This is a genomic window from Paenibacillus pini JCM 16418 (assembly GCF_000576305.1).
GTDB classification, from domain to species: domain Bacteria; phylum Bacillota; class Bacilli; order Paenibacillales; family Paenibacillaceae; genus Paenibacillus_AQ; species Paenibacillus_AQ pini.
The window spans coordinates 16449-29215 of record NZ_BAVZ01000006.1 but is presented as its reverse complement, the minus strand read 5'-3'; the positions used below and the strand labels follow the sequence as shown (position 1 = coordinate 29215).

The window sequence follows — 12767 nt, the reverse complement described above, 5'->3', positions numbered from 1 at the left end:
TAAAGCATTAATGCTGTAAATGACCATCGGTCAATTTGAAACCGTACAAAACACAATATAAAATGGTTAAAAATTCCTTCGTAAATTTAATGTAAATAATACGTGTAAATTTATATCACGTCAATATTTTTTTTGCATATACTAACATTATTTTTTTTAATGTTCAGAATTGTGCGCTATCAAAGGGTTTTTAATAAAAAGAGAGAGAGGTTTCAAAGATTTTTTAATGTTAAAATATTTTTTATTTAATTCCATTTTCGCTGAGTATAAATAAAATAAAAGATTAAAACGCTTACATTAATAATATAGCAATTTATATGTTATGTATTATTACATGGAGGTTGTTATAACACTAACCAATTTTCAGATATATTTCTTATAGAATACGAAAGGAGTATTTATACGCAATTCACTGAGGTTTTTTCTAATTATATTCTACTTATTTTTAAAGTAAACATACATATTTTACTAACTTGTGACATTCGTACTTTTTCGTATTTACAGTCCTTGCACCATACATAAAAGTATTCTCCTATTATACAAATGAGAATTTTGTTTCTATAGAATAGACAGTTTAGCTTTTCATTAGCCTTCAAAAGAACTAAATATTAATTTTTTATAACTCATACAGATGTTATATCCCTCAATATATATGAGTTGTTTGCAGTATTCTTATAAAAATTGTATTCCATAGCTACCATTTAGCTCATCCTAATATGTTCATTTTAGATAAATAATTTCTTATCTCGTACAATATCAATCATTCCCGTTGTAAAAGCTTTTGTTAAAATTTTATACTTATTTCGCTACTCTGCGGTTTAATTTTGATACTGTAGTGTGTGCAGTGGACGTTCGCCTGCTAAATACGCTATATTTTCGTAGTTATAAGAATTATGAATCATACCATATTCGTAAGTATCACTTGATTAACCATTAAGCTGTACTATCTTACTGCTGAAACGAATATATAATACTTTTTTGAATGAAAATAAGCTTTTACAACCTATAATTATCATTACATTGATTCATGATACAACGTAGGCTGCCGCTTGTCTTAAACAACGTTTATTCACATAGTATATCTATCGGAGTGGCCATTACTTTCCTGCTTGCTAAATTGCCCGGGAAATTTCTATATACAAAAAAGCCAGTATTCAGGGTCACCCTGAATACTGGCCTTCTCTGCTTTACCTTACGGACTATTCCGTAGTGTAAGGCAGCAATGCGATTTGACGTGAGCGCTTGATAGCGATTGTCAAAGCACGTTGGTATTTTGCACTTGTGCCTGTTACACGGCGCGGCAAAATTTTACCACGTTCGCTGATGAATTTCTTCAGCAAATCGATATCTTTATAGTCAATGTGAGTAATTTTGTTAACGGTGAAGAAACATACTTTACGACGCTTGTTACGTCCGCCACGGCGTGCCGGTCTTTTGTCGTTGTCTCCGCCTTCTCTTGGTTTAAAAGCCATGCTAGTTCAGTCCTTTCCTTCTTAAAATGGCAAATCATCATCCGAAATATCAATCGGTTTTCCGTCATCAGAAAAAGGATCCTGATTTGAATTGTTCCGCGAATAATTTTTCTCGCGTCCATTACCTCCGAATGAAGGTTCTTCACGCGTAGCCTGAGACTGGTTTACACCATTGCCGCTACCGCTTTCGCGGTTCGACTCCAGAAATCGTACATTATCAGCAATAACTTCAGTCACGTATACACGTTTACCTTCATTATTCTCATAATTTCGAACCTGAATGCGACCTTCAACAGCCGTTAGACGGCCTTTACGCAAATAGTTTGCGCAGGTCTCAGCAAGTTGTCTCCAAGTCACTACCGGAATAAAATCAGCTTCCCGCTCTCCGCCTTGCGTCGTAAACGGACGATCCACAGCGAGCGTGAACTGCGTTACTGCAACCCCTGCGGGAGTATAACGGAGCTCTGGTCCTTGGTTAACCGGCCGATCAAAATAACACGGTTCAACAATCTAATCCCCTCCTTACAACGAATTCATCACTGGCACCATGTGAAATGGTATTAAGCAACGTCAAGCGTAATGAGATAACGAATTACTTCGTCAGAAATTTTCATGAGACGCTCAAGCTCAGTTAAAACTTCAGGTGTACCATTGAAGTTAACCAAAACAAAAGTACCGTCACGGAATTTGTTGATCTCATACGCAAGGCGGCGTTTACCCATCACGTCATGCTTTGTGATTTCTCCACCGTTGGAGATGATGCCTTGGAATTTTTCGACTGTAGCTTGAACAGCTTCTTGTTCAATGTCTGGACGAATAATGTACATCACTTCATATTTGCGCATATCTTTCACCTCCTCATGGACTTTGGCCCCCAAATTTGTTCGGGAGCAAGGAACGAGTCTAAACTCGCACCATATTAATATATCAAAATTAACAAACGAATGCAAGTTCATTTGGGACATTACAACACACATGAATCTTTGCATCAGGTACACACTATAAAGGTAGTCCATTTAAAATCCCTTAGGAGGCGATAAGTCATGGGTGAACAAACCGAATATGAACCAGGCGACAAAGCTCCAAATCCCGGTATATATATGGAGGTTGGTGAAGCAAGCTTTCACACTGAAGTAAACAACCCACAGAAAATTCGTTTAGAAAAAGGCGATACCTTTCCTGAGACCACTAATAAAAATCGAAAGTGGAAAAAGAAAGAAAAGGCAAGAGTTCACTAAATTGCTCGATCAAAGTATAAAGGTCTAAAACTTGCGCATAATACAATCAGGACGGTGTATTGAGAGAGGTGTGGTTCCGTTGGACGTTGTCTGCGTAACATATCACAGGAAGTCTGAATCAACACATTAGGGAAGCGGAGTGAAGTGCTAAAGACACCTATCTTGAGCAATTTGATTGCTAACAGCTTAACCAACGTTTGTGTAGATACTTGATGATTTTCCAATCATTCAGCACCGTCCTACCACTTAGGGGACCCTTTAGGGTCCTCTTTTGGTTTATATTTAATATCCTCCAAAATTCGCATACAAAAAAACCATCCGTAGCAACATGTGCAGGATGGTTTAAGTTATAAGATTGAGAATGGCGGAAAGAGTGGGAGTCGAACCCACGCACGCGTGAAGCGCCTAACTGATTTCGAGTCAGCCCCCTTAGACCTCTTGGGTACCTTTCCGCAGCATGAATGATTGTACCATATTATTTACCTTCGTGCAAGCAGATCCGTTCACTTTGGAACCTATAAAGTTTCCTGTTGAGCTTCGTCTATCGCATTCGATCGTAGCACTTTCTTCATGTTCTTTTCGAATTTTGCACGGGGGATGAGTACGCTGTGCTGACACCCTACACATTTTATTCTGATGTCCATACCCATACGAATGATTTCCATTTCATTGCTTCCACAGGGATGTGATTTTTTCATCTGCACGACATCGCCTAACTGAAATACTTTCCGCTCCATCTCAACCTTCCCCCTTCTCTTGCTCTTCATCCTCTACGGCTACGGCTGCTGCTGTTTCGGCTTCAGCCTGGCTTATCATCTCATCATACTCAAGCGCCTTCTTCACATTGGCTTGAATTTGACGTTCCACCTCAGACTTCGTATTAGGAAGACACTCTGCTACAACCCTGATTACGAATTCACTGGTACTGAGAGATTGGATCCCAAGTACGTCCGGCACAGCAATCATGTTAACATCATGCTCCCGAATATCAGCCAGTGCTCGTTTGATGAGCTCAATTGTAGACTCCAGGTTTCGTTCGTTCTTCAATGGAACATCTACAATAGCAAGGGAGTTAGATAATGAATAGTTAGTTACACTAGCAATCATACCATTAGGAATAATATGGACTTCTCCCGTTGGTGTAATCATGCGTGTTGTTCGCAGTCCAATCATCTCAACCGTTCCCTTATAGGTTCCCGTCTGTATAACATCACCTACAGCAAATTGATCCTCTAATATAATGAAGAAACCCGTAATTACATCTTTCACTAAACTTTGCGCGCCAAAACCAATAGCTAATCCAAGTACGCCCGCTCCTGCAAGTAACGGCCCTAAGTTAAAATGGAATTCTGATAATACAATGAGGACCATCACAAAATTACAAGTTACCGAGGTCACATTCTTCATCAGTTCTCCTACAGTGACGAATCGACGAGGGTTCATGTTGATTCTTGTATGATCCTGACGGGTCAAGGAACGGTCAATAATCTTCGATACAACTTTAATAATAATTCTGGTGATGATAAAAATAGCGATGATTCGTATACCAGAGAACAAGACATCCGTCCACATATCAACATTGGTTACCCAGTTCCATAAACGATCCTTAAACTTAAGCGCCTCCTCAACGGCCGCCTGTGTAGATTCCACTTCAAATACATGGTTCAAAAGTTTTCTACCTCCTATCCCATGATGTTTCTATATTTCTCTAAGTTGTCCTTATAGTAGATTCCCCTGATCTCTACATGCTGCTGTGTAATAATTTCCTTCACTTGTAGCATATCATCCGGTGGGAATTGTATGGAAAGTGCACATCCCGCTGTAATGTCCTTAGGTGTGGGGCATAGATCAATATCTATGTCTGCATACTCCAGCAACATTTCCGCTCGGAGCGCCTGCTGTGTTGAATCAAAGGCGATTAGCATCCATGAATCCATTCCCACATTCCCCCTCTGCCGATAAATATCTGTCCACTTTTGCACCAAATAACCCGATGTATATGTCTCAGGTCTCTAGGTTATCCGTCATTGGTCCTGATTGTATCTCACCGAGTATAAAAACATTTCTACATCCATATACTAGTTACTACTAATTTATACAGATACAGAAAGGGAGATTTTATGAATCTACAGCCTCTTGCTACCCCTGTAAAGGAACTCTCATGCTTAAAAATACCACATACTGACCCTGAAATCCATTCGGCTATCATTCATCGTCTTTTGTTCCATCTATCAAAAGCAGGTGAGAAACAACAGGTTATTGTTGTTTGCGTGGGAACTGACCGCTCTACTGGCGACTGTCTTGGCCCACTAGTCGGAACTTCCCTATCACGTTTCAATAATCCCTGGTTTCGTCTATATGGCACCCTTGAAGATCCCGTACATGCTGTTAATTTACAGGAAACTTTAACCAGTATATACGCCCAATATGAGAACCCCTTCGTTATCGGTATTGATGCATGCCTTGGTCAATCCTCAAGTGTCGGTTGTATTCAAGTAGCAGATGGCCCCCTAAGACCGGGCGCAGGTGTACATAAAGAACTGCCGCCGGTTGGCGATATCCATTTGACTGGTATCGTTAATGTCGGCGGCTTTATGGAGTATTTCGTATTACAGAACACACGACTTAGTCTAGTCGTGCGGCTGTCAGATATTATTGCACACAGCCTTCACTCAGCGATTAAAGAGTGGAAAGCTCGCAACTCTATTTTTGCAAGGCTAGATTAATGGCTTCACTTTCCTCGGGGGATAGTGCATATGAAGATTGCCCTTCCTCCAGCGGCTTAGCATATACGTACGAACTATCGCGATTATATATTGCGCTAATAACGACACCATTGCGCTGATCATCCACAATAGCTATGGAGAAACTCAAATCACTTCCACGTTCACTAAAAGCATTATAGCGTTTAATGCCCACTTTGCCTTTCATATGTTGAAGCTTATCGACGATTGTTTCTAACGTGCTACGCTGCTGTTGTTGCTCATCCTCCACACTATCCAGTTGAACTTTCAAATCAATTAGGAGTGTCTCTAGATTTTCAACACCGCTACCCGCCATCATCAAATCATACTTTTTGCGCATCTTCTTGAGTTTCGATCCTTGGTTAATTACGACGATAATCAAAATGATCAGAAGAAGCGCAATTCCGCCGATAATCCATTGCAGTTGTTCCATCAATAAACCATTTAAGTCGGACATTGCTGTTCATTCCTTTTCCTTGAATAGGTCTTATACAATACGACAAACGACGGATATCTACTTTCTCCAAAAAAATCTTTGCTTACATCTTGTGTGGACATATTTCATGCATTGCCTTAACCATTGCAGCTATATCTTTCTCGGTTGTATCCACACCCACACTTGCGCGAACCGCCCCAGTGTGAAGTGTATTCATGGCTTCATGTGCAAGCGGAGTGCAATGAAGACCCGCTCGGACAGCAATGTCATATTCCCTATCCAACTTAAATGCAATTTGACTCGAATCTTGATCATTCACAACAAAAGACACGATACCGGTTCGAGGGTTACCTCGATGAGGCCCCAGCAACCTCAAACCTTCAACATCGTTCAATCCCTCCATAAGCAGTTGCGTCATGCGCCATTCCCGCTCATAAATGACTGCCGGTGTCAGTTCCAATACCCTTTGCACTCCAGCTTGTAACCCGGCTATCCCCACTGTGTTAGGCGTACCTGCCTCATACCGATCTGGGCGCACGATGGGTTGTTCCCGCTCTTCTGACTGACTCCCTGTCCCCCCGTGAAGCAAAGGCTCCAGATCCAGTTCTGGCGCAATATAAAGACCGCCCGTCCCCTGAGGACCAAGCAACCCTTTATGACCTGGAAAAGCAAGCAGATCCACATTCATTGCAGAAACATCTAGATCAATGCAACCAGCAGTTTGTGCTGCATCCAAAAGAAAATATGCACCATATTGATGCGCTAATCTTCCAATCTCTGATGCGGGCAATATACTACCGAGTAAATTGGAACTATGGTTACACACAACTAATTTTGGACGATGCGCCATAAGAGCTATTTTATAATCGTCCATATTTAATTCACCCTGTGCATTAACGTCGATATATTTAACATGTATACCTAGTGTGCGTTTTAAATATTCTAACGGTCTTCGCACAGAATTATGCTCTACCATAGTAGCAATAACATAATCACCCGTTTTCAGTATACCCTTGATAGCTAGATTGAGCGCCATCGTTGTATTGGATGTAAAGACAATATCATTCGGATTACTCACTCTGAATAGCTGTGCTAATATCATCCGAGTTTTGAATAATACTCTACTTGCCTCAACTGCCATGGAATGGCTTCCACGACCAGGATTTGCAGCTGCCTCTTCCAGAGACTTCATCATAGCTTCTTGTACAGCCACAGGTTTTGGCCATGATGTCGCAGCATGATCAAGGTATATAAATGATGACATTAGACCAACCCCCGCATTAGAAAGAGAAGACATTTCCTTCCCCTCCATTTGACGAGGTCATCAGATATGTCACTCCAACTGTTTTTATTGTAGCAGCTCAAGTAATCGTTCAAGATCCTCTTTGCTGTAATAATTTAACTCTATTTTACCTTTTTCTTTATTAGGTTTAATTTTCACTGTTGTTCTGAAACGATCACGTAACGATTCTTCTACATGGTCGATATAAGGATCGCGTTTTTTAACTTTGACTTTATTTTTATCAGCAGGCTTGCGATCTAGATTCTTCACAGCTTCTTCTAAATCTCTGACACTCCACTCATTCTCAACGGATTGCTTAGCCAGTTGTTTTATTAATGCAACATCTTTGAGACCCACAATAGCACGAGCATGACCCATGGATAATGTTCCACGTGAAACATGTTCTTTAACTTCATCTGGTAAAGATAGCAATCTTAGGAAGTTAGCAATATGTGATCGTGACTTGCCTACCTTTAAAGAAAGTTCCTCTTGGGTAAGTGAGTACTGATCCATTAAACCCTGATATGCAACTGCAATTTCAAGCGTGTTGAGGTTTTCTCGTTGCAGATTCTCAATAAGAGCAATCTCCATAACCTGCTGATCGCTAAAACTACGTACTACAGCAGGAATTGTAGCTTTCCCACAGTGTTGTGATGCACGGAACCTTCGTTCCCCAGCAATAATCTCATACCCTTTTAACACGCTTCGTACAATAATCGGTTGGATAACTCCATGTTGGCGGATAGATTCCGCTAGCTCATGAATAGCTTCTTCCTTAAACTCTTTACGTGGCTGATAAGGGTTAGCACGTAGCTGGCTGAGTGGAATTTCAACGATTTTGTCATCATCATGAATAGAAAGCGACGGAATAAGCGCATCAAGCCCTTTACCCAATCTTTTATTCATACGAAATCACTTCCTTTGCCAACTCTAAGTAAACTTCTGCTCCCTTGGAGCGTGGATCATACGTAATAATAGACTGTCCATGTGAAGGAGCTTCACTAAGGCGCACATTACGTGGAATAATCGTACGATATACCTTTTCTTGAAAATACTTCTTAACCTCTTCAATGACCTGAATACCTAAGTTCGTACGAGCATCTAGCATTGTCAGTAGTACACCTTCAATTTTGAGAGAAGTGTTCAAATGCTTCTGAACAAGTCTTACTGTATTGAGAAGCTGGCTTAAACCTTCCAGCGCGTAATATTCACATTGAATGGGAATAATCACCGAATCTGCTGCAGTCAATGAATTAATCGTTAATATGCCCAAGGAAGGAGGGCAATCAATTAGAATGTAATCATAATTTGCCTTTACCAGTTGAAGTGCCTTTTTAAGTCTTAGTTCTCTGGATATCGTTGGAACAAGCTCAATTTCCGCCCCTGCTAGTTGAATCGTTGCCGGAATAATGTGTAGTCCTTCAACTTGTGTTTCCACAATAGCTTCTTTTGGATGAACTTCATTAATAATGATATCGTAAATACAGTTGGCTACATCTGCTTTGTTTACACCAACGCCACTCGTTGTATTGCCTTGCGGGTCAATATCCACAAGTAACACCCTTTTACCAAGCGAAGCCATACCGGCACCCAGGTTGACGGAGGTTGTAGTTTTACCTACCCCGCCCTTTTGATTTGCAATGGCAATGATTTTAGACACTCTTTTCACCTCAATGTGTATGAACTATGTCGCTGGATGATGTTACACAGCTATCAACAGACTAATAAGCCATTTGCGCCTGAAAAAAGCGGCCAATTGAGCCGCCTCACTCCATGAAATGAATCTATATTATCCGTTTAATTCAATGAATCATCATTAACGTTTCGGAATACGAATAACGATCTCATAATGATCCTCATGATCATTTTCAGTCGTATTAATAGCCATCCCCGAACCAGACACCATATCAATGGATTGGCGGATCGTATTTAGAGCAAGTCTGACATCTTTGGTGTAGGAAACACGTTTAGACTTTTTAATCTTAGAAGATTCTTTATAAAATGCGATTCGAGCTTCAGTTTGTTTAACATTTAATTCCTTAGCAATAATTTCGCCGAGGACCTTTATCCGAAGTTCTTCTGTATCAAGTGAAAGAAGTGCACGTGCATGGCGTTCCGTAATTTTCCGTTCCATCAATGCTAGTTTGACCTCTTCGGGCAAGTGCAGCAGACGGATCTTATTCGCGATTGTGGATTGGCTTTTACCAAGACGCTGCGCAAGACTTTCCTGTGTTAACTGATGCAGATCAATCAGCTTTTGATAAGCTACAGCCTCTTCAATAGAAGTTAATCCCTCACGCTGTAAGTTCTCAATGAGTGCAATAGACGCAGCTTGTGAATCATTAAATTCACGCACGATTCCCGGGATTGTCTCCATTCCCAGCTTCGTAACTGCACGCCAACGGCGTTCTCCAGCAATAATTTCGTATTTGGAATTGCGGATACGAACAACAATGGGTTGAATCACTCCGTGAGTCTTAATCGTTTGGCAGAGTTCATCAATTTTGTCTTCATCAAACAGGGTTCTAGGTTGGTAAGGACTTGTTACAATATCCTCAACCGGAATTTGTTTCACTTCATCCCCGTTGCTGCGTTCCGTCAACCCAAACAATTTAGAAAATTGTTCTTTCATTCGGTATATTACCACCTAATTTCGTAATAGCACCGGATTGGCGCCTTTGAAGAACACGGAAAAATGGCTCTCTTTAATTTCCCTGTACTCTATTAAAATCATACGTAATCCGGTTTTCAACTGATAGTAATTCAAGTCATTACCATTCATTTTGACGAGGTACATAATCTACTCTATTCTACCACTTTATCTCATATAATCCTATTCTCTAATTGGATCATTTTCTCCTGCTCATAAAGTTTTTTCATAACAAAAAGGAATGTTTCACGTGAAACATTCCTTTTTGAACGAACGTATACTTTCTACAGTTATATAATAGGTGATTTTAAAGCTGTTCCTGCTTTGCGTGGATATTTTGCTGGCGTTGCAAAGGTTTTATGAATCATTACCAAATGTCGATCTGATTCTTCTATTGGTAACACGAATTTCTCTACACTTGCAACCTTCCCCTTTAATTCCTTTAAGCTTCGGGAAGCCTCGCGAATCTCAGTAGCAGGATCGCTACCTTTCATAGCAGCAAATGTTCCACTCACTTTTACAAAAGGAAGACAAAATTCATTCAGTACGGCAAGTTTGGCTACAGCTCGTGCTGTTACTAAATCATATTGATCACGGTGCCCTACTTTTCGAGCCCAGTCCTCTGCGCGGCCGTGTAAGAGCTCAACCTCTAATAGTTTTGTTTCATTCACCACATGCTGAAGGAATGAGATTCGTTTGTTCAATGAATCAATAATCGTAAGTTTTAAATGTGGAAAGCATATCTTAAGCGGTATGCCGGGAAATCCAGCACCGGACCCAATATCAGCCATTCGTTTGACTTGATTCATGTCCATATAAAAGGCCAAAGATATCGAATCGTAAAAATGCTTGGTATAAACCTGTTCCCGCTCCGTAATCCCCGTAAGATTCATCTTTTCATTCCATGCTACCAGTTCCCGATAATAAGTCTCGAACTGATCTAGTTGTTCTGAACTGAGCTTAATCCCCTGCTCCTGCAAACGCGTAACAAATTGATCCTGTACGAAGTCCATAAGCTACCCTCTTGCCGCAGTTACCCGGTTATAATGCTCCAGATAAACTAATAAAATAGAAATGTCCGCTGGGGTAACACCAGAAATACGGGAGGCTTGACCGATAGATATCGGTCGGATGTTCGTAAGCTTCTGACGAGCCTCAATAGCAATACCTTGAACATCGCTATAATCAATGGTATCTGGTATTTTCTTCTTCTCCATCTTTTTCAGGCGCTCGACATGCATTTGTTGTTTCTCTATATAACCCGCATACTTAATTTGAATTTCCACCTGCTCCTTCATTTCCTCAGTCAAGTCATATGGGGAAGGTGAAATTTCTTCAATATGATGATGACTTACTTCTGGACGGCGTAGAATAACAAGCAGATTACTTCCATCTTGAATCGTTGCTGAACCAATACGTTCAAGCATCTCATTCACATGTGATGGACCAACTTTAGCGGCAAAGAGTCGCTCAACTTCACGTTCCACCTTTTCCTTCTTATCAAGGAAGCTAGCATAACGCTCATCAGAAATCAGTCCAATCTCATGTCCTATTGGAGTTAATCTCAAATCAGCATTATCATGGCGAAGCAATAGACGGTATTCAGCACGTGAAGTAAGCAGACGATAAGGCTCATTTGTACCTTTGGTGACCAAATCATCTATAAGCACGCCAATATATCCTTGCGAACGATCCAGAATGACGGGTTCTTTACCTTGAGCTTTACGAGCCGCATTAATTCCCGCAATTATACCCTGTCCTGCTGCTTCCTCATAACCAGAAGTACCATTAATCTGACCAGCTGTGAACAGACCTGGCATTTTTTTGGTTTCCAGTGAAGGCCATAATTGTGTAGGAACCATCGCATCATATTCGATAGCATAGCCATTGCGCATCATTTCTACCTTTTCAAGACCTGGTATCGAACGAAGCATAGCTAATTGCACATCTTCAGGCATGCTCGTAGAAAGTCCTTGAACGTAATATTCTGAGGTATTCTTGCCTTCTGGCTCCAGAAAAATCTGGTGCTTTGGTTTATCACTAAAACGTACAATTTTATCTTCTATAGAAGGACAGTACCGTGGTCCTGTACCCTCTATTTTGCCTGAAAACATCGGTGCACGGTGTAAATTACTACTTATAATTTCATGTGTTTGTAGTGAAGTATAAGTTAACCAGCAAGGCAACTGCTCATTATCTGAAGATTTAGTTTCATAAGAGAAGAATTTAGGCTTATCATCACCAGGCTGTATTTCAGTCTTAGAAAAATCGATGGTTGACTTATGCACACGTGGTGGTGTACCTGTTTTAAATCGTACTAAATCAAAGCCGAGTTCACGCAAATGTTCAGCCAATTTAATAGACGGCTGCTGATTATTTGGGCCACTCTCGTACATCAGTTCGCCCATAATAACTTTACCGCGAAGATAAGTTCCTGTAGTCAGGACAATTGATTTAGCTCGATATTCTGTTCCTGTCTTCGTTATTACCCCTACACATTCACCATTCTCAACGATCAGCTGTTCAACCATCCCCTGACGCATAGTCAAATTAGGTTCCAGCTCCATGGTCTCTTTCATTGTTTGTTGATAGCTAAATTTGTCAGCTTGTGCACGCAAAGCATGTACAGCAGGCCCTTTACCCGTATTTAACATCCGCATTTGAATAAAGGTTCTATCAATATTACGTCCCATCTCGCCACCCAAAGCATCAATTTCACGTACGACATGACCCTTTGCTGGTCCTCCAATGGAAGGATTACATGGCATAAAAGCAACCATATCCAAATTAATTGTAATCATCAGCGTCTGGCAACCCATACGCGCTGAAGCCAGGGCGGATTCACAACCCGCATGGCCAGCTCCGATCACAATAACATCATAGTTGCCTCCATCATAACTCATGAGCTTAAAACCTCCTTATATTGTCCAAAGTCCGATGAGGGA

General features: G+C 40.8%; 14 protein-coding genes, 1 tRNA gene and 1 pseudogene. 2 read left to right on the top strand and 14 right to left on the bottom strand.

Features of this window, described 5'->3' with window-relative positions; translation table 11 throughout:
* Positions 1 to 1199 precede the first annotated feature (1199 nt).
* From rpsR to rpsF, 3 genes and pseudogenes are all read right to left on the bottom strand, one after another.
* Positions 1200 to 1472 (bottom strand): 30S ribosomal protein S18, encoded by a 273-nt coding sequence (gene rpsR, locus JCM16418_RS10495; protein WP_036648505.1) that lies wholly within the window; start codon positions 1470 to 1472, stop codon positions 1200 to 1202.
* Between the two features lie 21 nt (positions 1473 to 1493).
* Positions 1494 to 1981, bottom strand: a pseudogene (gene ssb / locus JCM16418_RS10490) (single-stranded DNA-binding protein).
* A 51-nt stretch (positions 1982 to 2032) separates the two neighbouring features.
* The gene (gene rpsF, locus JCM16418_RS10485; protein WP_036648502.1) at positions 2033 to 2317 is read right to left on the bottom strand and encodes a 30S ribosomal protein S6; all 285 of its coding nucleotides are present in this window, start codon (positions 2315 to 2317) and stop codon (positions 2033 to 2035) included.
* Positions 2318 to 2515: 198 nt separating this feature from the next.
* On the opposite strand from rpsF, the gene JCM16418_RS10480 reads away from it, so the two are divergent.
* Entirely contained in the window at positions 2516 to 2710 is a 195-nt protein-coding gene (locus JCM16418_RS10480; RefSeq protein ID WP_036648499.1) for a YjzC family protein, read from the top strand.
* 362 nt (positions 2711 to 3072) lie between these two features.
* Here the strand turns inward: JCM16418_RS10480 and JCM16418_RS10475 are convergent.
* The 4 genes from JCM16418_RS10475 to JCM16418_RS10460 all read right to left on the bottom strand — a co-directional run bounded on the left by JCM16418_RS10475 (position 3073) and on the right by JCM16418_RS10460 (position 4647).
* Positions 3073 to 3162 (bottom strand) — tRNA-Ser (locus tag JCM16418_RS10475).
* A 63-nt stretch (positions 3163 to 3225) separates the two neighbouring features.
* Positions 3226 to 3447, bottom strand: a complete 222-nt coding sequence (locus JCM16418_RS10470; protein WP_036648495.1) for a DUF951 domain-containing protein — start codon at positions 3445 to 3447, stop codon at positions 3226 to 3228.
* Between the two features lies 1 nt (position 3448).
* Positions 3449 to 4378, bottom strand: a complete 930-nt coding sequence (locus tag JCM16418_RS10465; protein WP_052020197.1) for a mechanosensitive ion channel family protein — start codon at positions 4376 to 4378, stop codon at positions 3449 to 3451.
* A 14-nt stretch (positions 4379 to 4392) separates the two neighbouring features.
* Positions 4393 to 4647: a putative Se/S carrier protein gene (locus JCM16418_RS10460; protein ID WP_036648490.1), complete on the bottom strand. Its 255-nt coding sequence runs from the start codon at positions 4645 to 4647 to the stop codon at positions 4393 to 4395.
* A 183-nt stretch (positions 4648 to 4830) separates the two neighbouring features.
* On the opposite strand from JCM16418_RS10460, the gene yyaC reads away from it, so the two are divergent.
* Positions 4831 to 5436, top strand: coding sequence for a spore protease YyaC (gene yyaC, locus JCM16418_RS10455; protein ID WP_036648487.1), 606 nt, complete (start codon positions 4831 to 4833; stop codon positions 5434 to 5436).
* On the opposite strand, the gene JCM16418_RS10450 is transcribed toward yyaC, so the two are convergent.
* From JCM16418_RS10450 to mnmG, 7 genes are all read right to left on the bottom strand, one after another.
* Positions 5414 to 5911, bottom strand: coding sequence for a DUF4446 family protein (locus JCM16418_RS10450; RefSeq protein ID WP_036648484.1), 498 nt, complete (start codon positions 5909 to 5911; stop codon positions 5414 to 5416). The genes yyaC and JCM16418_RS10450 overlap by 23 nt on opposite strands.
* A gap of 82 nt (positions 5912 to 5993) precedes the next feature.
* Positions 5994 to 7154: an aminotransferase class V-fold PLP-dependent enzyme gene (locus JCM16418_RS10445; protein ID WP_036648871.1), complete on the bottom strand. Its 1161-nt coding sequence runs from the start codon at positions 7152 to 7154 to the stop codon at positions 5994 to 5996.
* 84 nt (positions 7155 to 7238) lie between these two features.
* Positions 7239 to 8078: a ParB/RepB/Spo0J family partition protein gene (locus tag JCM16418_RS10440; RefSeq protein WP_036648482.1), complete on the bottom strand. Its 840-nt coding sequence runs from the start codon at positions 8076 to 8078 to the stop codon at positions 7239 to 7241.
* Positions 8071 to 8832, bottom strand: a complete 762-nt coding sequence (locus JCM16418_RS10435; RefSeq protein WP_036648479.1) for a ParA family protein — start codon at positions 8830 to 8832, stop codon at positions 8071 to 8073. The genes JCM16418_RS10440 and JCM16418_RS10435 overlap by 8 nt, the downstream gene beginning before the upstream one ends.
* 156 nt (positions 8833 to 8988) lie before the next feature.
* Positions 8989 to 9804: a nucleoid occlusion protein gene (gene noc, locus JCM16418_RS10430; protein ID WP_036648478.1), complete on the bottom strand. Its 816-nt coding sequence runs from the start codon at positions 9802 to 9804 to the stop codon at positions 8989 to 8991.
* A 308-nt stretch (positions 9805 to 10112) separates the two neighbouring features.
* Positions 10113 to 10835, bottom strand: a complete 723-nt coding sequence (rsmG, locus tag JCM16418_RS10425) for a 16S rRNA (guanine(527)-N(7))-methyltransferase RsmG (protein WP_036648477.1) — start codon at positions 10833 to 10835, stop codon at positions 10113 to 10115.
* 3 nt (positions 10836 to 10838) lie between these two features.
* Complete coding sequence (mnmG, locus tag JCM16418_RS10420; protein WP_036648476.1) at positions 10839 to 12725, bottom strand: tRNA uridine-5-carboxymethylaminomethyl(34) synthesis enzyme MnmG; 1887 nt, start codon at positions 12723 to 12725, stop codon at positions 10839 to 10841.
* Positions 12726 to 12767 lie beyond the last annotated feature (42 nt).

Bases quoted from the DNA above. Each gene is read 5' to 3' on its own strand.
- JCM16418_RS10450 (WP_036648484.1), bottom strand. From the start codon at position 5,911: ATGTCCGACTTAAATGGTTTATTGATGGAACAACTGCAATGGATTATC.
- JCM16418_RS10470 (WP_036648495.1), bottom strand. From the start codon at position 3,447: ATGGAGCGGAAAGTATTTCAGTTAGGCGATGTCGTGCAGATGAAAAAA.
- noc (WP_036648478.1), bottom strand. From the start codon at position 9,804: ATGAAAGAACAATTTTCTAAATTGTTTGGGTTGACGGAACGCAGCAAC.
- rpsF (WP_036648502.1), bottom strand. From the start codon at position 2,317: ATGCGCAAATATGAAGTGATGTACATTATTCGTCCAGACATTGAACAA.
- mnmG (WP_036648476.1), bottom strand. From the start codon at position 12,725: ATGAGTTATGATGGAGGCAACTATGATGTTATTGTGATCGGAGCTGGC.
- JCM16418_RS10440 (WP_036648482.1), bottom strand. From the start codon at position 8,078: ATGAATAAAAGATTGGGTAAAGGGCTTGATGCGCTTATTCCGTCGCTT.
- JCM16418_RS10480 (WP_036648499.1), top strand. From the start codon at position 2,516: ATGGGTGAACAAACCGAATATGAACCAGGCGACAAAGCTCCAAATCCC.
- yyaC (WP_036648487.1), top strand. From the start codon at position 4,831: ATGAATCTACAGCCTCTTGCTACCCCTGTAAAGGAACTCTCATGCTTA.
- rsmG (WP_036648477.1), bottom strand. From the start codon at position 10,835: ATGGACTTCGTACAGGATCAATTTGTTACGCGTTTGCAGGAGCAGGGG.
- JCM16418_RS10460 (WP_036648490.1), bottom strand. From the start codon at position 4,647: ATGGATTCATGGATGCTAATCGCCTTTGATTCAACACAGCAGGCGCTC.
- JCM16418_RS10445 (WP_036648871.1), bottom strand. From the start codon at position 7,154: ATGTCATCATTTATATACCTTGATCATGCTGCGACATCATGGCCAAAA.
- rpsR (WP_036648505.1), bottom strand. From the start codon at position 1,472: ATGGCTTTTAAACCAAGAGAAGGCGGAGACAACGACAAAAGACCGGCA.